The organism is Mannheimia glucosida, assembly GCF_046267875.1.
Taxonomy (GTDB): Bacteria; Pseudomonadota; Gammaproteobacteria; order Enterobacterales; family Pasteurellaceae; genus Mannheimia; species Mannheimia glucosida.
On the sequence record NZ_CP176502.1, the window covers coordinates 1,655,350 to 1,675,738 of the forward strand.

The window sequence follows — 20,389 nt, forward strand, 5'->3', positions numbered from 1 at the left end:
GATGGTTGGATTTTGCAGTAAAATTTTATTGATGTCTAGTTCTTATTATGGGATCAAATGCTAGATTTGCTAGATTTATATTCTTTTTTATCTTAAAAGGTTGGGATTTTATAAAAATAAATCTATATATTTGTATTTTTTTGATTTTTAAATCTATATTTTACACTTTTGCTGAAATTTAAAACTTTTTTGACGATAACAGGAATCAGGAAAATAAAAAACCATCAAACAATGGTTTTTTATAAAAAGATTGTAAAAAAATCGATAAATTTAACCGCTTACAATGGCTAATTTTCATCGTTTAAAACTATTTTTTCGTTTGCTTCGGTTGTTATTTTAGCTATTGCATTACGATAGGTAATTTCTAATGTTTCTCGGCTAGTAGCCATAACACCTTGGTCAATCAAGAAACCATCTGTAACATCGTATACCCAACCGTGTAGCGAGAGGGATTTACCCTGTTCCCAAGCGGTTTTAATAATAGAGGACTGACCTAAATTATAAACTTGTTCTGCAACATTTAATCGGGTCAAGACATTTGATCGCTCTTCATAGGGAAGTTTGCCTAGTAAATGGCTGTGTTTAAACCAGATATCACGAATATGTAACAACCAGTTATTAATTAAACCAAGTTCTTTTTGTGCAATTGCCGCATTGATACCACCACAATTAGTGTGACCACAGATAATAATATGCTCAATTTCTAATACATCTACCGCATATTGAACAACCGACAGACAATTAAGATCAGTGTGAATCACCATATTTGCTACATTTCGATGAACAAATAATTCTCCGGGGCCTAACCCTGTGAGTTTTTCAGCAGGCACACGACTATCGGAACAGCCAATCCATAAATAGGTTGGCTTTTGATGTTCCGCTAATTCTTTAAAATAATCCGATTGTTCATCTTTCATCTTAGTTGCCCAGGCGTGATTATTGGCAAATAAGCGTTCAATTTTTTCCATAAATTCTCCTTTTTAACACTAATCTTGATTATATGATTAAATTGAAAAGTCGGGTAGGTAAAAAATAAAAATGCCCTTAGTTTTAAGGGCATTTGGTTTCATTTTGGGAGGGAGTTATTGCGTTGCTTGAATCGCAGTTAATGCAATAGTATAAACGATATCGTCAACTAAAGCCCCACGGGACAAGTCATTTACAGGTTTACGCATACCTTGTAACATTGGGCCGATAGAGACTAAATCTGCCGAACGTTGTACCGCTTTATAGGTGGTATTACCAGTATTTAAATCTGGGAAGACAAATACAGTTGCTTTACCTGCTACAGGTGAATTTGGTGCTTTTGAGCGGGCAACATCTTCCATAATTGCCGCATCATATTGTAATGGACCATCAATGATTAAATCTGGACGTTTTTCTTGGGCAATACGAGTTGCTTCTTTCACTTTTTCTACATCCGCACCTGAACCTGATGTACCGGTAGAGTAGGAGATCATTGCAACACGAGGGTCGATACCAAAGGCTTTGGCAGATTCTGCTGATTGAATAGCAATTTCCGCTAGCTGTTCTGCAGTTGGGTCAGGGTTTACCGCACAGTCACCGTATACTAATACTTGATCAGGTAGTAGCATAAAGAAGATAGAAGATACAATAGAGCTTCCCGGTGCAGTTTTAATGATCTGCATTGGTGGGCGAATAGTGTTAGCGGTTGTGTGAACTGCGCCTGAGACTAAACCGTCCACTTCATTAGCTTCAAGCATCATTGTACCTAATACAACTGTATCTAAAAGTTGCTCACGAGCAACAACTTCAGTCATTCCTTTTGCTTTACGTAATTCAACTAAGCGATCAACATAATTTTCACGAATGCTCGCAGGGTCAATAATCGTTACGCCTTTACCTAATACCACGCCTTGTGCTTCAGCAACACGTTGTACGTCTGTTGGGTTGGCTAATAACACACATTCTGCAATGCCACGCTCAGCACATAATGCAGCCGCTTTCACAGTACGAGGCTCATCTCCTTCAGGTAAAACAATGCGTTTTTTCGCTTGACGGGCATACTCGGTTAATTGATAACGGAATGCTGCAGGTGATAAACGTCTTGCACGAGTAGCGGCTTTAGAAACCTCATCAATGAAACCTACATTAAATTTGCTTGCCATATATTCTTTAATTGCAGCAATACGCTCTTTATCATCTACAGGCACTTCTAAGCTGAAGCTTTGTAGGCTTAATGCGGTTTGCCAAGTGTTACCTTCAATACGGAATACAGGCACACCGGTTTCAAATGCTTGTTGGCAAAGTTTTGCAATTGAGCTATCAATTTTATAACCACCGGTTAGTAAAATAGCACCAATTTCGATGCCATTCATTACCGCCAACGATGCAGCAACTAACACTTCAGGACGATCCGCAGAGGTAACTAATAAACTACCTGCTTTAAAATGATCGACCATATTTGGTAAGTTACGCGCACAGAATGTCACACCGCGAATCCGACGAGCCTTTATTTCGCCTTCATTAATAATTGAAGCGCCTAAATGTTTTGCAACATCAATTGCTCGTGTAGCAATAAGTTCTGCTTTCCAGCTAATACAGCCTAACAGCTTAATTGGACTTTTAGCAAAAAGATGCTCGACTTCTGAAGCATTATTATTTGAGTGCTGAAATGAATCAAAAATTTCAGTCAAATCTGGACGGGTTCTACCTGAATCATCTACTGGTGCATTGAATTTATTGATAATAACGCCCAGTAAATTTGGGTTGTTACGTCCACCAAATTGTGAAGCGGCAGCTTCAACTCGCTCTTTTAATTGAGCTGGTGTATCTGAGGCCGGTGCTGCAACTAATACAATTTCAGCATCAAGGGCTTGAGCCATTTCATAGTTAATGCTGTTAGCGTATGAGTTTTTACGCGTTGGAATTAAACCTTCAACAATGACAATTTCATTATTTTTTGATAATTTTTGGTGGCGTTCTACCACTTTTTCTAACAATACATCCGTTTGGTTTTGACCGATTAATGTTTCAGCTTCGCTTAACATAAACGGCTCACCAACCTCTGTTGTTTGTTCTGCTCTGATAATCGTTGTTGAGCGGTCTAACGTATCTTCACCGCTGATAGGTTGAGAAATCGGTTTTAAAAATCCTACTTTAGAACCTTTTTGCTCCAAAGCATGTACTAAACCTAAGCTAACACTGGTTAAACCAACACCAGTTGAAATAGGGATAAGAATGATCGTTCTAGACATAATATTTCCAAATTAAAAGAAAGTGAAAGGGCAGAATATCTGCCCCTATGATTATAATGCTAATTTAGCGGTATCTTGTGCAATCACGAGTTCTTCATTAGTTGGGATAACAACAGCTTTAAATGTTGACTCGTCCGCTGTAATGACTCCATCTTTACCAAAACGGGCAGCAAGGTTACGCTCTTGATCTAACTTAATGCCAAATAATTTTAAGTGATTTAAGGTTAATTCACGTACTAAGCCTGAATTTTCACCGATACCACCTGTAAATGCGATAGCATCTAAGTGGTCATCGCCTAAAATTGCCATATATGAACCAATATATTTAGCTAAACGATAGCTATATACATCTAAAGCACGTTTTGCTTCCGGTTTTGATACGTCATTGTAATTATCTTCCGCATAACGACAGTCACTAGTTACGCCAGTTAAACCTAAAAGACCAGATTTTTTTACTAGAGTAGTATCAATTTCGTCCATTGACATACCTAAGTTATTGTATAAGAAAGAGATAATCGCAGGGTCTAAGTCACCAGAGCGAGTACCCATTACTAAACCTTCTAATGGAGTTAAACCCATTGAGGTATCAATGCATTTACCATTGCGTACAACAGAAACAGAACCACCGTTACCTAAGTGGCAAATAATGGCATTGGTTTGCTCAACAGACTTACCTGCTAATTCTGCAACTTGTGAGGTGATATAGAAGTGGCTTGTGCCATGGAAACCGTAGCGACGAATACCATTTTCTTTATAGAATGTATATGGAAGTGCATATAAGAATGCGTGTTCCGGCATTGTCTGATGGAATGCAGTGTCAAATACAGCTACGTTTTTGTCTTTTAATTCAGGGAAAATGCGGAATGCTTCTTTAATACCAATTAAATGCGCAGGGTTGTGTAATGGTGCAAATTGCGTTGCATCTTCAATACCTTTAATCACTTCATCGGTAATTACAACTGATGAGGTGAATTTTTCACCGCCATGAACAATACGATGACCAATCGCGCCGATACCTGCTTTTAATTCGTCAGATAACAATTTTTCAGCAATAAAGGTAAGTGCTTCACTATGTGCTGCACCTGCACCTAAATCGGCATTACCTTTCTCCCCGTTTAACTTCCATTTGATACGTGCATCTTCTAAATGAAAAGCTTCAGCAAGTCCAGATAATTTTTCATCACCTGTTTTAGGATCTAAGATAGCAAATTTAAGAGATGAACTACCGCAGTTAAGGATTAAGATTAAGTTTTTAGACATGGTCAAATTACCTTATTTTATGAAATGAGTTTGAAGAAAATACTATTTTTATTGGTGTATTTAAGGTGTAAAGGATACACCTTTCAGCTCTTAAAATAAATGCTTGAACTCAAAGAAAGATAAAAATGTGTTTAAAATTTGATATAACAAGCTATAAATGTGAAAAAATATGGCGAACAAGCGGTTATTTTTCTAAAATATTTTACAATTTACCCTTTCATTTCATTAAGGAGATATTTTATGTTAAATAGAAGAAAATTTATCCAGCTTGGTGCAACTGCAATGCTTGTATTGGGGACACAACCGTCTGCATTTGCACAAACAGCCAAAAATAAAGCTGGCTTGCGTGTCATCGCCACTACGGATATTCACGGTTTCTTAACTGATTTTGATTATTACAAAGATGCTCCAACAGAAAAGTTTGGTTTTACCCGTACGGCAAGCCTAATTAAACAAGCTAGAGCAGAAGTTAAAAACAGTGTGTTAGTCGATAATGGTGACTTAATTCAAGGTAATCCTATTTCTGACTACCAGTCAACCAAAGGTGCAAAAGAGGGCAAACCTGAACCTTCGATTATGGCATTAAATGCGATGCAATATGAAGTTGGAACGCTGGGAAATCATGAATTTAACTACGGTTTAAGCTATTTAGATAATGCTATTAAGCAAGCAAAATTCCCTATTGTTAATGCAAACATTGTGAAGCCAGGGACAGATGAACCATTCTTTACACCTTATGTTATTCAACAAAAAGAAATTTTTGATGAAAAAGGTAACAAACACACACTTAAGATTGGTTATATCGGTTTTGTACCGCCACAAGTGATGATTTGGGATAAAGCTAATCTTGAGAGAAAAGTTGAAGCCCGAGATATTGTGAAAACCGCACAAAAATATGTGCCTATAGTTAAAAAAGAAGGGGCAGATATTGTCGTTGCATTAGCACATACCGGCCCGTCTGACGAACCTTATAAAGAAGGTGCTGAAAACTGTGCATTCTATCTTGCCGATGTAAAAGGCATTGATGCGGTTATTTTCGGGCATTCACATCGCCTGTTCCCAAATAAAGAATTTGCAAATTCGCCAAATGCCGATATTGCAAAAGGAACAATGAAAGGCGTACCGGAAAGTATGGCAGGCTACTGGGGGAATAACATCAGTGTGATTGATTTAAGCTTGGCCGAAAACAATGGTAAATGGGGCGTTGTGGACGGTAGAGCAGAGTTGCGTCCAATTTATAATACGGAAGAGAAAAAAGCAACCGTTGAGAACCACCCTGAAATCGTTGCATTATTAAAAGAAACCCATGAAGCAACCCGTCAATTTGTGTCTCAACCTATCGGTAAAGCAACTGATAATATGTATAGTTACCTTGCGTTAGTTCAAGATGACCCTACCATTCAAATTGTGAACCAAGCTCAAAAAGCGTATGTAGAAAATGTGGTAAAAGGCTTGCCGGAGCTTGCAGGATTACCAATTCTAAGTGCCGGAGCACCGTTTAAAGCCGGTGGACGTAAAAATGACCCGACAGGCTATACCGAAGTCGATAAAGGCGAATTAACTTTCCGCAATGCGGCAGACTTATACCTTTACCCAAATACCTTAGTGGTGGTTAAAGCAACAGGGGCAGAATTAAAAGAGTGGTTAGAGTGCAGTGCCGGAATGTTCAAACAAATTGATGTTGCTTCGGATAAACCTCAATATTTATTAGACTGGACAGGTTTCCGGACCTATAACTACGATGTGATTGATGGTGTGAATTATCAGTTTGATTTAACCCAACCGGCTCGTTATGATGGTGAATGCAAATTAATTAACCCTAATTCGCATCGTGTTGTGAATTTGACTTTTGAGGGTAAACCTGTTGATCCTAAACAAGAGTTTTTAATTGCGACCAATAATTATCGTGCTTATGGTGGTAAATTCCCGGGAACAGGCGATAAACACATTGTGTTCGCCGCACCGGACGAAAACCGCCAAGTGTTAGCGAATTATATTACCACCGAAAGTAAAGCTCACGGGCAGGTAAGTCCGAAAGCGGATAACAACTGGCGTATTGCACCAATTAGCTCAAATGCAAAACTGGATATTCGTTTTGAAACCTCTCCAACAGATAAAGCTAAAGCCTTCATTAAGGAAAATGCACAATATCCGATGGAGTATATCGAAAACGATGAAACCGGCTTTGCGGTTTACCGTATTGATTTAACCAAATAATCAGAGCTAAATACAAGCGGTCTAATTTGCAAAAAAATTAACAAATTTGACCGCTTGTTTCATTCCATTTTTCTAAAATTGTTGTGCTATATTTTGCCGAATTTCATCAAAATTGGTCGATTTGACTAAATTACCATTTTCAAAAACCACCTCTAAAAGATCATCTGAAAAATCATCCAGTGCGGTTAGCTCGTCAACATAATGATCATAAGAGATTACTTTTACTCGCCCTTTTTGCGATTTTTTTAAGCCGTTATCGGTTTTAGGGGCTTTGAAAATCGCCTTTTCGACACCGTTAATTGTAATTGAAGTCGCTTTGATTGCAAAACCCAGTGTATCACGAGTATTGCGTTGATAAGTTTGAGCCCCAACGCCAAACACAATATTGCTGGAAGCAAAACCTTTTGCCGTTAAGCCCTCTAAAATCCGTATCATTTTATCATAAGTGACGCCGTCACCATAAATTGCCCCAATATGCGGATTAAGCACTTTATAACCTTTTTGGTTGATACTACCACCAAAAATATCCCACAAACACTCAATTAGACCTTTGCGTTCGTGCTCAACGGGGGAAGAACTGTCACCGCAAATAATTGCAAAAAAATCACCGCTATCAGGGCGGATAACCAGTTTAGCTGATTCCGGTCGAGCTAAAATTTCTTGTTTTAATAATGGTAAATTAACAGTGATGTTATGCCAGAAATCGGTTGTATCTGCCACAATAGATAGCATATTGTTTGGATATTTTGCCATTAAATAACGGAAAGTCGGCAGCTCATCAACACCGTGTGAACTCATCACCGAATGTTCTGATGCCGGAATAGATGTACCGATTAAATGTTGAGAACCATAATAGGCTGTCACGAATGAAATTGCAGGAATGGTATCTGTGCCTAAAAATGAGGTTAGATGTCCAGCGCCGGAGCTTTCTGCTGATTCTAAGGAACTCATTCCACGCATAGAGAAATCGTGTGACTGGAAGGGTAGATGGCTATTATCATCACAGGTTTGCTCTGAAAATTCGGCTAAAGCTTTACGATAAGCAAATGCAATAGAGGCCGATGTAATCGGCTGCCATAATGACACATTAATCAGGGTTTCCAAATAATTAGTCAGCCAAAAAAAGCTTGAGTGAGTGTTTTCAATTGTCATTAAAGGAACTTTCACTGCAACAGATTTTCCTTCTGGAATAGCTTTAATTCTGATAGGTAAGTAACCGAGCTGATGCAATTGTGCAATATGTTCGCCAGAGTCCTCAATATTCAATGTGTCAGAAATAAATTGAGTATATTCAGAAACAACGTCATGTTGTGAGCGAGAAAAAAAATTATCGTTAAAATAATGAATCAAGTATTTTAAAATAAATGCCTGAAAACCAAATGATACAACACGCGCAACAAATGGAGCATAAATATTACTACGAGGTGTGAATGTACTATATAAAAACTGAGAACCTTCAGGATATTGAATTCGATGTGAAGTTTTATAAAAATCACATAATAATGATGGTATTGCAGTTGAGTTAATTTTTTTACCTAAAATACTATCCATTTTCTTAAAGTCCTTATTTAACTTTTAAGGCTAAAGATTATCATAATTCATTATGACATGAAAAGTATTTATTACAAAACGAGTGTATTTACATAATAACTCATAGATTATGTTGTTACATAGATGTGATGGTGTTTCAATAATACCGCTGATTGATAAAAATAAACAAATCCTTATAAATCAATGACTTACATCATTAATTTTCGCATAACGTATATTATGTTAAATAGATAGTTAAAATAACACATTTAATTAAATCTTTTCGTGTTCCTCTCCTCCTTTATTAAAAAAAGAAAACGGTCAGAGATTGGTAAAATCTATACCTAATATGACCGCTTGTGAATACAAAAAAATTACTTCAACTGTTTAAAGGCTTGCAGTAAATCAGCTTTAATATCTTCAACGTGTTCTAAACCAACAGAAAAGCGCAGTAAATTATTCGTAATGCCTCGAGCGATACGTTCTGCTTCCGGAATATCCATATGGGTTTGTGTTGCAGGATAAGTAATAAAACTTTCTGCACCGCCTAAGCTTTCTGCAAAGGTAATCAATTTAATTGCTTTGAGGAATTTCGGCACCCACTCTTCTTTTTGTAAACGGAAAGATAACATACCGCTTTTACCTGAATATAACACGCTGTCAATTTCCGGCTGCTCAACCAAGAATTTCGCCAACTCTGTGGCATTAGATTGATGACGCTCCATTCTTAACGCCAAGGTTTTCATACCACGCACCGCAAGGTAAGAATCAAATGGTGAAAGCACAGCACCGGCACAGTTCTGGAAATAGAATAAACGCTCAGTCAAGTTCTGCCCGTTGACTTTAGTGGCTTCAGAATCTTTTGCAACAATTAAGCCGGCTAACACATCATTATGCCCCGAAAGATACTTGGTCGCACTGTGAATAACAATATCAGCTCCGTGTTCAATCGGACGGAATAACGCCGGTGTCAAGAACGTATTATCCACAATCAGCATTAAATTGTATTTTTTAGCAATTTTAGCAATAGCGGCAACGTCGCACTCCTCCATCAATGGATTTGACGGTGTTTCTACGAAAATCGCCTTAGTATTCGGTGTAATAGCTGCTTCAATTGCCGCTAAATCCGCAGTATTAACATAAACTGGCTTTAATGTACCGTGATTTTTGTGGCTAAAATCAAACAAACGGTAAGAACCGCCGTAAACATCGCTGGAAATAATCCATTCATCGGGGGCTTTAAATAATGACATCACTAGCTGAATCGCTGCCATTCCAGATGCCATCGCAAAACCGGCATCACCACCTTCTAAATCCGCAATCCCCTGCTCTAATACGGCTCGAGTTGGGTTTTTGGTACGGGTGTAATCCCAGCCGGTAGATTCACCTAAGCCATCACGCCCGTAAGCAGTTGATAAAATAATCGGCATTGCCACCGCCCCTGTACGAGGATCAGTTCTGTTACCAATTTGCACTAATGTCGTTTCAATATTATTGAATTTTGTCATTGTTATTATCCTTCAATTACAGATTATTTAGATCCAATACGTCTGTCATATCAAACAAGCCGTTTTGTTTGCTATTTAACCATTTTGCAGCACGCACCGCACCATTAGCAAACGTCATTCGGCTAGAGGCTTTATGTGCAATTTCCACACGCTCGCCTTCATCAGCGAACCACACGCTATGCTCCCCTACAACATCACCAGCACGAATAGTTGCAAAGCCGATTTCATCACGTTTGCGTTCGCCTGTAATACCGTTACGTTCAAATACGCCGTGAGTTTTCAAATTACGCCCGAGTGTTTTAGCAATATGTTCGCCCATTGATAAAGCTGTGCCTGATGGTGCATCAACTTTATGGCGATGGTGTGCCTCAATCACTTCAATATCACAATAATCGCCCATCACTTTTGCTGCTTTTTCGAGCAGTTTAAAAACCAAATTCACTCCAACGCTGTAGTTTGAGGCAAAAACGATACCGGTTTTTTCACTTGCAGCTTTGATTGCAGCTTTACCCGCATCATCAAAACCGGTTGTGCCAATCACCATTTGTTTATGATGAGCCACACAAATATCCAAATGTTCTAGAGTGCCTTCAGGGCGAGTAAAATCAATTAGTAAATCAAAACCTGCTACATTTTGGGCGACATCATCAGAAATCACCACACCTAATGCACCAACCCCGGCTACTTCACCAGCATCACTACCTACTAATGATGAACCTTTACGCTCAAAAGCCGCCCCTAATTCTACGCCTTGTGCATTATGGATAGCTTGAATTAATTGACGCCCCATTCGCCCACCGGCACCGACGATTCCAATTTTTAATGTCATATTTGTTCTTCCTTTTTATATTTGTTTTGTTACAAGCGTCTGATTTTACAAGAAATCAGCAAGATTTTGTGAAAATTTTACCGCTTGTGAATTATTTTCCCATTACTGCAATATGTACCGTAATTTCCTCACGGTCGTGGTAGAGGTGTTTAGCTTGCATTTTGAACCAAAACCCGTGTTTGGTTAGCTCTTCTTCCAAGAAATTGAGACACAATTGCACTTCTTGATAACGTTTTTTCATCGGCAGTTTTAGGTTGAAAATCGTTTCTCGACACCAACCGTTAGTCAGCCATTTTGCAATGAGTTTCGCAATGCGAATCGGCTGTTCTACCATATCACACACCAGCCAATCGATTTGTTTACGTTTAGGCGGTTGGAATTTAAAACCGTCTTCAGGGCAATGCTCAATTCTTCCGGTTTCGTGTAAACTTGCTGCCATTTTGCCGTGATCGACTGCATAGACAAAAACACCACGTTTGACTAATTGATAAGTCCAACCACCCGGACAAGCCCCAAGATCGACCCCTACCATCGTATCATTAAAGCGTTTTTTCTCCTCTGCATGCGGAATAAAAGTTAAAATCGCCTCTTCTAGTTTTAAGGTTGAGCGGCTCGGTGCTTCAGGCGGGAATTTTAAACGGGGAATCCCCATAAAAAACGACGATTTATTATGGTTGTACGCATAGCCCACATAGCAAGCTCCCGGGCGAATAAATAAAATATGCAAGCTAACACTACCCTGCATATTTTCCGATTTACTCAACCAGCCTTGTTTTTTCAATGCAGAACGTAACGGCACGGTAAATTTACGACAGAAAGTTAATAATTCTTTCGCTTCGTTGGTATCCGGTGTTTCAACAAATACATCCGAACTCTGGCGAGGGTTAAGTTCGGCATATTGGGCTAAAATCGGCGAAATTCGGTCATTTTCAGGCAGATTTTGCAACAAATCCCCAACAACCAGCATTTGACGAACAAAAATAAGCTGTTCAAACTTTAACGTTTGAGCTAATCGATCTGCCTCTCCTGCTTGATAGCACTCAAAAATCACATAACCACTATTTTCTTTGAGATTGGCAAAGCCGAAAATGCCCTGTTGTGCAGCTTTATCGGTGATTTCACCTGCCACCTCTTTTTCAAACCCTGCTCGGCAATATAAGGCTAATTTATTGAACATTAGGCTTTTCTCACATGTAAATTAACGCAATCCAACCAAGCATAAAGCTGAGTCCACCAACAGGCGTAAGCCAATGAATAGTCGGCACATTTAACGCCAGTAAGTACAGGTTGCCACTAAAAAGCAAAATGCCTAGCGTCCAGCTTCCGCCAATCAGCTTAAAGGCTTTTGCTCTACAAGAGGGTGGATTTTGCCCAAAATTTGCAATTTGGAATAAGCCTAAGGCTAAAATGGCAAGGGTGTGAAACATTTGATATTGAATGCCCGTCTCAATCCAGCCTAACGCTTTAGGCGATAATTGAGCCGATAATGCGTGGCTGGCTATCGCCCCAAATGCCACAGTAAATAAGCCGCTGAATGCGGCAATCGCTACAAATTTGTTTTTCATAATTGAAGATAGGTATGATATTAGATGGCTTACTATATCATATTATCGAAACCAACAAGCGGTGAAATTTTGCAAAAAAATTACAAAAAATCACCGCTTGTATACTTAATGGTTCAAGATATCCACATCTTCCGATTTATCGTGAACCCCAAATCTATCCACTAAGGTTTTGCTGGCCTCATTTAATCCGATAATTTCTACCTCAACGTCACTTTTTCGATATTTCAACACAACTTTATCTAACGCTAAAACTGCCGTTACGTCCCAAAAGTGAGCGTGGGTTAAATCAATGTGGACTTTTTTCAGTTCTGAACGGGTGAAATCAAATTGTGCGATAAAATCATCAGATGAGGCAAAAAACACTTGCCCGATAACATCATAACGCAATTCATCTTTCTCTATAGCACTTGTTTTAACCACCATATAACGCCCAATTTTATTCGCAAAGAATAACGCTGAGAGTAACACGCCGGAAAATACGCCAAGGGCTAAGTTATGTGTATAAACCACAATTGCAACGGTGACTAACATCACTACATTAAAACCGATTGGGTGCGTTTTTAGCTCTTTTAAGGATTGCCAATTAAAGGTGCCGATAGAGACCATAATCATCACCGCAACTAATGCTGCCATCGGAATCACTTTTAGAATATCGCTCAAAAATACCACAAAAATCAGTAACAAAAAACCGGCGAGAAAGGTAGATAGTCTTGTACGTCCACCAGATTTAACATTAATGACCGACTGCCCAATCATCGCACAACCTGCCATACCACCAAATAAGCCACTAATAATATTGGCAATGCCCTGCCCTTTACATTCACGGTTTTTATCGCTGTCTGTCTCTGTCATTTCATCAACAATCGTTGCCGTCATTAAAGATTCCAATAACCCTACTGCGGCCAAGCTGAAAGAATAAGGCAAAATAATCCATAAGGTGTCTAAATTAAGCGGAATATCGGGTAATAAAAACACTGGTAAGGTATCGGGTAATTGCCCCATATCCCCAACGGTACGAACATCAATGCCTTGCCATAATGTGAAAAGTGTTAAAGCAATAATGGTCACTAATGGTGAGGGAATGATTTTTCCAATCACCGGTACATAAGGAAAAAGATAAATGATAGCAAGCCCTGCTACCACCAGTGCATAAGTATGCCAAGTTGTATTTTGTAACTCAGGTAGTTGTGCCATAAAAATTAAAATGGCAAGTGCATTAACAAAACCAATCACTACGGCTCGTGCCACAAACCGCATAAGCGAGCCGAGTTTTAACCAACCGGCAATAATTTGCAACACGCCTGTTAATAAGGTAGCCGCTAGCATATATTGTAAACCGTGATCCCTCACTAAGCCTGCTAATACCAGAGCCATTGCACCGGTTGCTGCAGAAATCATCGCCGGTCTGCCGCCCACAAAACTGATCATTACTGCAATACAAAATGAGGCATATAAACCAATTTGTGGATCAACCCCTGCAATAATTGAAAATGCTATGGCTTCTGGAATTAACGCCAAAGCCACCACTAAACCAGAGAGAACATCACCTCGTACATTTGAAAACCATTGTTGTTTAATTACCGTAGGCGAAAATTGCTGAAATAAAGTTGTCATTATTACCCTTAAATAAAAAGAAAAGCCGAGCAAAGTCGGCTAAAAATGAAGCGAGAGAGTAGCAAATTAGTGAAAAGTCGTCAAATAAACAAGCGGCCTTATTTCTTTCTTTTTTGCAAAAAACAGTAGAAAAATAACCGCTTGGATTAATTGCTATTCACTAAAAACAGGGGCTTTAAACACCGTCACTTCAGGTGCATCTCCCACGAATTTTTCCACTTGAATCGTGGTAGTGTTAGGTGCATTCCCCTGCCCGAGTTTTGATGAACCCTCATTACGGGTTAGCACATTCGGGTTACCATTTTTGCATAGTGGAGTGTCGGTTTTGCCTAAATCTTGCGGGTCATACCAACCGCCTTCGTATAACGCTACTGTGCCTTGAATGATGCCATCAGTCACTACTGCTCCTGCCAACACCTGCCCTCGCTTGTTAAAAATTCGCACAATATCACCGCTTGTAATGCCTCTGTCAGCGGCGTCTTTTGTGTGAATTAGCATGGGTTCTCTGCCGTTTACCTCGTAATATTGACGTAATGAGGAGTACGCAAGCTGACTGTGTAAACGGTATTTAATATGCGGTGTAACTAATGCCAATGGCTCGGCTTCGTTGGTTTTGCCTGAATATTCGTGATGCTCAAACCAAGTTGGGTGTCCTTTACAATCTTCATAATTCATCTTGGCAACGGTTTCGGAGAAAATCTCAATTTTGCCTGATGGTGTTGCCAATTTGTGTTTAATCGGATCATTACGATAATCTTGATAGCGAACGAAAGTATTATTTTGATTCTCTGCCTCAAAACTCAACACTTTATTTTCCGCCCAAAATGCCTCGAAATCCGGCAATGGCGTATTAGCTTTTTCCCCCGCTTCAAAGGCAACTTGGTAAAATTCCTTAAGCCATTCCATTTCACTTTTGCCTTCGGTAAATGCTTGTTCTTTACCTGCTCGTTTCGCTAATTCGGCAAAAATATCGTAGTCGTTCTTCGCCTCAAATTGCGGTTCAACCACCTGTTTCATCGGGATAATATGTTTTGCCACATAATCACCGGCAACGGTGAGATCGTTTCGCTCGTAGCTGGTGGTTGCCGGTAATACAATATCCGCCATTCGAGCGGTCGGCGTCCAGTAACATTCATTGACGATCACCGTTTCCGGCTGTTGCCACGCTTTCACTAAATAGTTGGTATCTGGGTGATGAGCAAACGGATTACCGCCTGCCCAATAGACTAATTTGATGTTCGGGTAATGTAATTTTTGCCCGTTGTAATCATAAGGCTGATTCGGTTTGAGCAACGCATCGGCAATTCGAGCTACCGGGAAAAACGGCATATCGGGGTTAGGTTTACCTGCATTGATTGCCCCTAGTCGAACACCTGAATTGGCATTTAGCCCATTGGTAGAATAACGATAATTTAAGCCGAAACCGCCACCCTGCAAGCCAATTTGCCCGAGCATAGCGGCAAGAGTCACTAATGCCCAGTGGCTTTGCTCCCCGTGTTGCAGGCGTTGCAATCCCCAGCCGGACATCAACATTGTGCGGTGAGTAACAAAATCATTCGCTAAGGTTTTAATCACCTCCTCCGGAATGCCACAAATTTGGCTCGCCCACTCTGCTGTTTTAGGTAAATTATCTGCTTTTCCTAACACATAATCAGCAAATTGCTCGAAACCAACAGTATATTTAGTTAAGAAGTCGTGATCGTGCTTGTTTTCAGTAATAAGGGTGTGGGCGATCCCTAAAATCAGTGCAACATCCGTGCCGGTATTAATAGGCAACCACTCTGCCTCTAAAAATTGACAGGTCTCGCTTTTCACCGGGTCGATACAAATAATCCGTTTACCGCTTGCTTTTAATTTGGCGAGATAATCAATCCCCTCCGGTTCGGCAGAGGTCCACGCAATGCGAAGTGTATTCAGTGGATTAGACGACCAAATTACCAATAATTCTGTGCTTTCTACAATCGTGTGCCAACTGGTTTGTTGAGCATACACCTCAATATTGCCTAATACATAGGGCATAATTACTTGCACCGCACCGGTGGAATAATCGCCTTTAGTATTGGTAAAGCCGCCTGTGACGTTTAAATAACGTTGCAAAAGCGTGCGAGAGGCGTGCAGTGAACCACAACTATACCAGCCGTAAGAACCACCGAAAATGGATTCGCTCCCGTATTGTTCTCTTACCCGTTGGATTTCGCTGGAAACCAGCTCGAAGGCTTTGTTCCAAGAGACTCTTACCCACTCATCTCTCCCCCGCAAAGTGGTGTCTTTATTCCCTTCCAAGTAGCCTTTCCGCACCATCGGATATTTCACCCGAACCGGGCTATAGAGCTGATCCGCCACCACATCTTGCAATTCGTTTTGGTGATTTTTGGCTAAACTGCCCTCTGATTTCACCACTTTTCCGTTTTCCACCGTTACATTTAATGCACCCCAGTGGGCGGCGGTGGTAATGGTATTTTTCGGTTTATCCAAAAAGACAAACTTCCCTTTTTCTAATGCTGTGTTCATTTAAATTAATGCCTTTTCTGTTACAAAATTGAGAGGAATTTACTGGATTAAGCCAAAAGTTGCAACCACAAGCGGTTGTTTTTAGCCAAAAATTTGCAAAATAAAACCCACCTAAAAAGGTGGGCTTCAAGGAAGTTAAACGGCAACTTGAACGATTACATTGTCCGCTTTTTTCACATAACTGTTGATTTGGTCAAAGTTCATATAGCGGTAAATATCGTCCTTATCTTTCTGCAAGTTATTCATATAGTCTAGGTACTCTTGCGGTGTCGGCAATTTACCCAATAACGCAGAAACTGCGGCTAATTCTGCTGAGGCTAAATACACATTTGCCCCTTGCCCTAAACGGTTCGGGAAGTTTCGGGTAGAGGTAGAAACCACATTAGCATTATTTGCCACTCGGGCTTGGTTACCCATACAGAGAGAACAGCCCGGCATCTCTACCCTTGCTCCGCTTTTGCCGTAAATGCTGTAATAGCCCTCTTCGGTCAGCAAGCCTGCGTCCATTTTAGTCGGCGGAGCAATCCATAATTTAGTCGGCAATTCGCCCTGTGCTTGGCTTAACAGTTTACCTGCCGCACGGAAATGCCCGATATTAGTCATACAAGAACCAATAAAGACTTCATCAATTTTATCGCCCTGTACTTGAGAAAGCAGGCGAGCATCGTCAGGGTCATTCGGTACGCACACAATCGGCTCTTTGATTTCATCTAAGTTGATCTCAATCACTGCGGCATACTCCGCATTTTCGTCTGCCTCTAAAAGCTCCGGATTATCCAACCACGCTTGCATATTGGCGATACGGCGTTCCAACGTGCGTTTATCATCATAGCCTTCTGCAATCATCCATTTTAATAAGGTGATATTAGAATTTAGATACTCGATAATTGGCTCTTTGTTCAGCTTAATAGTACAAGCTGCAGCAGAACGTTCGGCAGAAGCATCAGAAAGCTCAAAGGCTTGTTCGATTTTCAAATTTTCCAACCCTTCAATTTCTAAAATTCGACCGGAGAAAATATTTTTCTTGCCTTTTTTCTCAACCGTCAGCAAGCCTTGCTGAATAGCATAATACGGAATGGCGTGAACCAGATCGCGTAAGGTAATGCCCGGTTGCATTGTGCCGGAAAAACGGACTAAAACCGATTCCGGCATATCTAGCGGCATCACCCCTGTTGCCGCAGCAAAGGCAACTAAACCTGAACCGGCAGGGAATGAAATCCCGATGGGGAAACGGGTGTGAGAGTCGCCGCCCGTACCAACAGTATCCGGTAATAACATACGGTTTAGCCAAGAGTGAATCACACCATCACCCGGGCGAAGTGACACACCACCACGGTTCATAATAAAATCAGGTAAAGTGTGGTGGGTAATTACGTCCACCGGTTTCGGGTAAGCGGCGGTATGGCAGAACGATTGCATCACAAGATCTGCCGAGAAACCTAAACAGGCTAAATCTTTCAGCTCGTCTCTTGTCATTGGCCCTGTAGTATCTTGTGAGCCGACAGAAGTCATTCTTGGTTCGCAATATTGCCCCGGTCGAACACCTTCTACGCCACAAGCACGCCCAACCATTTTTTGGGCAAGAGTGTAACCTTTGTTGCTCTCTGAAACCGATTGCGGTTTAATAAATACATCACTTTCCGGTAAGCCAAGTGCCACTCTCGCTTTGTGGGTCAAACCACGTCCGATAATCAGCGGGATTCGTCCGCCTGCACGCACTTCATCAAGCAATACTTCGGTTTTTAGCTCAAATTCGGCTAAGATTTCATCGGAGTTGTGTTTGCAAATTTTGCCTGCATAAGGGTAAATGTCGATTACATCGCCCATATTCAGGTTGGTTACATCAACTTCAATCGGTAAAGAGCCTGCATCTTCTAATGTGTTAAAGAAAATTGGGGCAATTTTACCGCCTAATACCACACCACCGGCACGTTTGTTTGGAATGTAAGGAATATCTTCCCCCATAAACCAAAGCACGGAGTTGGTTGCCGATTTACGAGAAGAGCCGGTGCCGACGACATCACCGACATAGGCTAACTGGAAACCTTTTTCTTTTAAGGCTTCCAGTTGCTTAATCGGGCCAGTGTGACCGTTTTCATCAGGGAAAATACCGTCACGTTCATTTTTCAGCATTGCTAATGCGTGAAGTGGAATATCAGGGCGAGACCAAGCATCTTGAGCCGGGGAAAGATCATCGGTATTGGTTTCACCGGTTACTTTAAATACCGTTACCGTTAATTTTTCGGCAAGTTTCGGGCGAGAGGTAAACCAATCGGCATTCGCCCAAGATTCCAATACTTGTTGTGCAAACGGATTACCCTGCTCTGCCCGTTCTTTTACATCGTGGAAATTATCAAACATCAATAATGTTTTAGATAAGGCTTCTACCGCAATCGGTGCAAGCTCAGGGTTATCCAACGCAGACAATAAGGTTTCAATGTTATAACCACCTTGCATTGTGCCGAGTAATTTCACTGCGTGAGCAGGCGAAATGAGCGGCGATGTGGCAATCCCTTTGGTAATATCGGCTAAAAAGGCGGCTTTAACATAAGCGGCTTCATCAACACCTGCCGGAATACGATTGGTAAAAAGATCCAATAAAAAGACCGCTTGTTCAGCCGGTGGGTTTTTCAATAATTCAACCAGTTGAGCCGTTTGTTCCGCAGAAAGTGGCTGAGGCACAACACCCAGTGCCGCACGTTCATCAACCTGTTGTTGATAATTTTCTATAAAATTTTCCATTATCATTCCCTCTCCAACTTTACATATTGGCAATAATGTCTTGTGCAAATTCTGAGGTTGAGCGTAGAGTTGCTCTCTCCAACATTTCCGCAAAATCAAAGGTTACGGTTTTATTTGCAATGGTTTTAGACACGGCTTTTACCACTAAATCCGCTGCCTCAACCCAGCCTAAATGGCGTAACATCATTTCCCCACTTAAAATTAACGACCCCGGATTGCCTTTATTTTGCCCTGCAATTTTAGGGGCTGTGCCGTGTGTCGCTTCAAAAATAGCTGCTTCAAACCCAATATTCGCCCCCGGGGAAATACCAATACCTCCTACTTGAGCGGCTAAAGCATCAGAAATATAGTCACCGTTTAAATTCAGGGTAGCAATTACATCATATTCGGCCGGGTGTAATAAAATTTCTTGTAAAAACGCATCAGCAATACTGTCTTTAATAATGATTTCTTCGCCGGTTTTCGGATTGGTTAAGCTCATCCAAGGGCCTTTATCAATTAATTTTGCTCCAAATTCTTCGGCAACTTGATAGCCCCACTCTTTAAATGCCCCTTCGGTAAATTTCATAATGTTACCTTTATGCACCAGAGTCAGCGATTTACGGTTGTTATCAATCACATATTGTAATGCTGCTCGCACCAAACGTTGTGTGCCTTGCTTAGAAACCGGCTTAATTCCGATACCGCAATCTTCGGTAAAGCGGATTTTTTTCACGCCCATCTCTTGTTGTAAGAATTGAATCACTTTATTAGCTTCAGGCGAACCGGCAACCCATTCTACGCCGGCATAAATATCTTCCGAGTTTTCACGGAAAATGACCATATCCACCAGCTCAGGGTGTTTAACCGGGCTTGGCGTACCGTCATAATAACGAATTGGGCGTAAGCAGTTGTATAAATCTAATCCTTGACGCATTGCAACATTTAATGAACGAATACCACCACCCACCGGTGTCATTAACGGACCTTTAATCGCCACGTGATATTGGCGGATAAGCTCTAGGGTTTCATCCGGCAACCAAGTGTTCTCGCCATATAATTTATTCGCCTTTTCACCTGCGTAAATTTCCATCCAAGCAATTTTTCGCTTGCCTTGATAGGCTTTTTCAACCGCAGCATCTAACACTGCTTTCATTGCAGGAGTAACATCAACACCGATGCCGTCACCTTCAATAAATGGAATAATCGGATTATCAGGTACTTTTAGAGAACCGTCTTGGTTTAGTTGAATAGTTTCGCCTTGTGGAATTGAGACTTGTGTTTGCATTTGGTTTACCTCGTAGTGACGAAAAATGAATGTTGACAAGAAGAGAACAATGGATTAACTATAAACAGTAAATTTCTAAATGTAAATAAAACAGACTATGCCGAAAAGGATATTTGTGATCTAACGCA

General features: G+C 40.6%; 13 protein-coding genes. 1 reads left to right on the top strand and 12 read right to left on the bottom strand.

What is annotated here, in order from left to right:
* Positions 1 to 287 precede the first annotated feature (287 nt).
* The 3 genes from can to ACJ7Z2_RS08110 form a co-directional block, all read right to left on the bottom strand.
* Positions 288 to 968 (bottom strand): carbonate dehydratase, encoded by a 681-nt coding sequence (can, locus tag ACJ7Z2_RS08100; RefSeq protein ID WP_006250068.1) that lies wholly within the window; start codon positions 966 to 968, stop codon positions 288 to 290.
* Positions 969 to 1,082: 114 nt separating this feature from the next.
* Positions 1,083 to 3,218 carry a phosphate acetyltransferase gene (pta, locus tag ACJ7Z2_RS08105; protein ID WP_409499952.1) on the bottom strand — a complete coding sequence of 712 codons (2,136 nt, stop codon included), beginning with the start codon at positions 3,216 to 3,218 and terminating at the stop codon, positions 1,083 to 1,085.
* Positions 3,219 to 3,269: 51 nt separating this feature from the next.
* Entirely contained in the window at positions 3,270 to 4,478 is a 1,209-nt protein-coding gene (locus ACJ7Z2_RS08110) for an acetate kinase (RefSeq protein ID WP_006250066.1), read from the bottom strand.
* Between the two features lie 240 nt (positions 4,479 to 4,718).
* Here ACJ7Z2_RS08110 and cpdB point away from each other — a divergent pair, with 240 nt between their 5' ends.
* On the top strand, positions 4,719 to 6,695 hold the full coding sequence (cpdB, locus tag ACJ7Z2_RS08115) for a 2',3'-cyclic-nucleotide 2'-phosphodiesterase (RefSeq protein ID WP_409499953.1): 1,977 nt from the start codon (positions 4,719 to 4,721) through the stop codon (positions 6,693 to 6,695).
* A gap of 72 nt (positions 6,696 to 6,767) precedes the next feature.
* Here cpdB and ACJ7Z2_RS08120 read toward each other — a convergent pair whose 3' ends face one another.
* The 9 genes from ACJ7Z2_RS08120 to icd all read right to left on the bottom strand — a co-directional run bounded on the left by ACJ7Z2_RS08120 (position 6,768) and on the right by icd (position 20,261).
* A complete protein-coding gene (locus ACJ7Z2_RS08120; RefSeq protein WP_409499954.1) occupies positions 6,768 to 8,246 on the bottom strand; it encodes a nicotinate phosphoribosyltransferase in 1,479 nt (492 codons plus the stop codon).
* A gap of 353 nt (positions 8,247 to 8,599) precedes the next feature.
* Positions 8,600 to 9,733: a methionine biosynthesis PLP-dependent protein gene (locus tag ACJ7Z2_RS08125; protein ID WP_409499955.1), complete on the bottom strand. Its 1,134-nt coding sequence runs from the start codon at positions 9,731 to 9,733 to the stop codon at positions 8,600 to 8,602.
* A gap of 16 nt (positions 9,734 to 9,749) precedes the next feature.
* Positions 9,750 to 10,562, bottom strand: coding sequence for a 4-hydroxy-tetrahydrodipicolinate reductase (gene dapB / locus ACJ7Z2_RS08130; protein ID WP_409499956.1), 813 nt, complete (start codon positions 10,560 to 10,562; stop codon positions 9,750 to 9,752).
* Between the two features lie 91 nt (positions 10,563 to 10,653).
* Complete coding sequence (gene rlmM, locus ACJ7Z2_RS08135; protein WP_409499957.1) at positions 10,654 to 11,739, bottom strand: 23S rRNA (cytidine(2498)-2'-O)-methyltransferase RlmM; 1,086 nt, start codon at positions 11,737 to 11,739, stop codon at positions 10,654 to 10,656.
* A 10-nt stretch (positions 11,740 to 11,749) separates the two neighbouring features.
* On the bottom strand, positions 11,750 to 12,127 hold the full coding sequence (locus tag ACJ7Z2_RS08140; protein ID WP_409499958.1) for a DUF423 domain-containing protein: 378 nt from the start codon (positions 12,125 to 12,127) through the stop codon (positions 11,750 to 11,752).
* A 105-nt stretch (positions 12,128 to 12,232) separates the two neighbouring features.
* Entirely contained in the window at positions 12,233 to 13,741 is a 1,509-nt protein-coding gene (locus ACJ7Z2_RS08145) for a SulP family inorganic anion transporter (protein ID WP_409499959.1), read from the bottom strand.
* A gap of 153 nt (positions 13,742 to 13,894) precedes the next feature.
* Positions 13,895 to 16,252 (bottom strand): molybdopterin guanine dinucleotide-containing S/N-oxide reductase, encoded by a 2,358-nt coding sequence (locus ACJ7Z2_RS08150; RefSeq protein WP_409499960.1) that lies wholly within the window; start codon positions 16,250 to 16,252, stop codon positions 13,895 to 13,897.
* Between the two features lie 135 nt (positions 16,253 to 16,387).
* Entirely contained in the window at positions 16,388 to 18,994 is a 2,607-nt protein-coding gene (acnB, locus tag ACJ7Z2_RS08155) for a bifunctional aconitate hydratase 2/2-methylisocitrate dehydratase (RefSeq protein WP_409499961.1), read from the bottom strand.
* 19 nt (positions 18,995 to 19,013) lie between these two features.
* Positions 19,014 to 20,261, bottom strand: coding sequence for an NADP-dependent isocitrate dehydrogenase (icd, locus tag ACJ7Z2_RS08160; RefSeq protein WP_409499962.1), 1,248 nt, complete (start codon positions 20,259 to 20,261; stop codon positions 19,014 to 19,016).
* Positions 20,262 to 20,389: the final 128 nt, after the last annotated feature.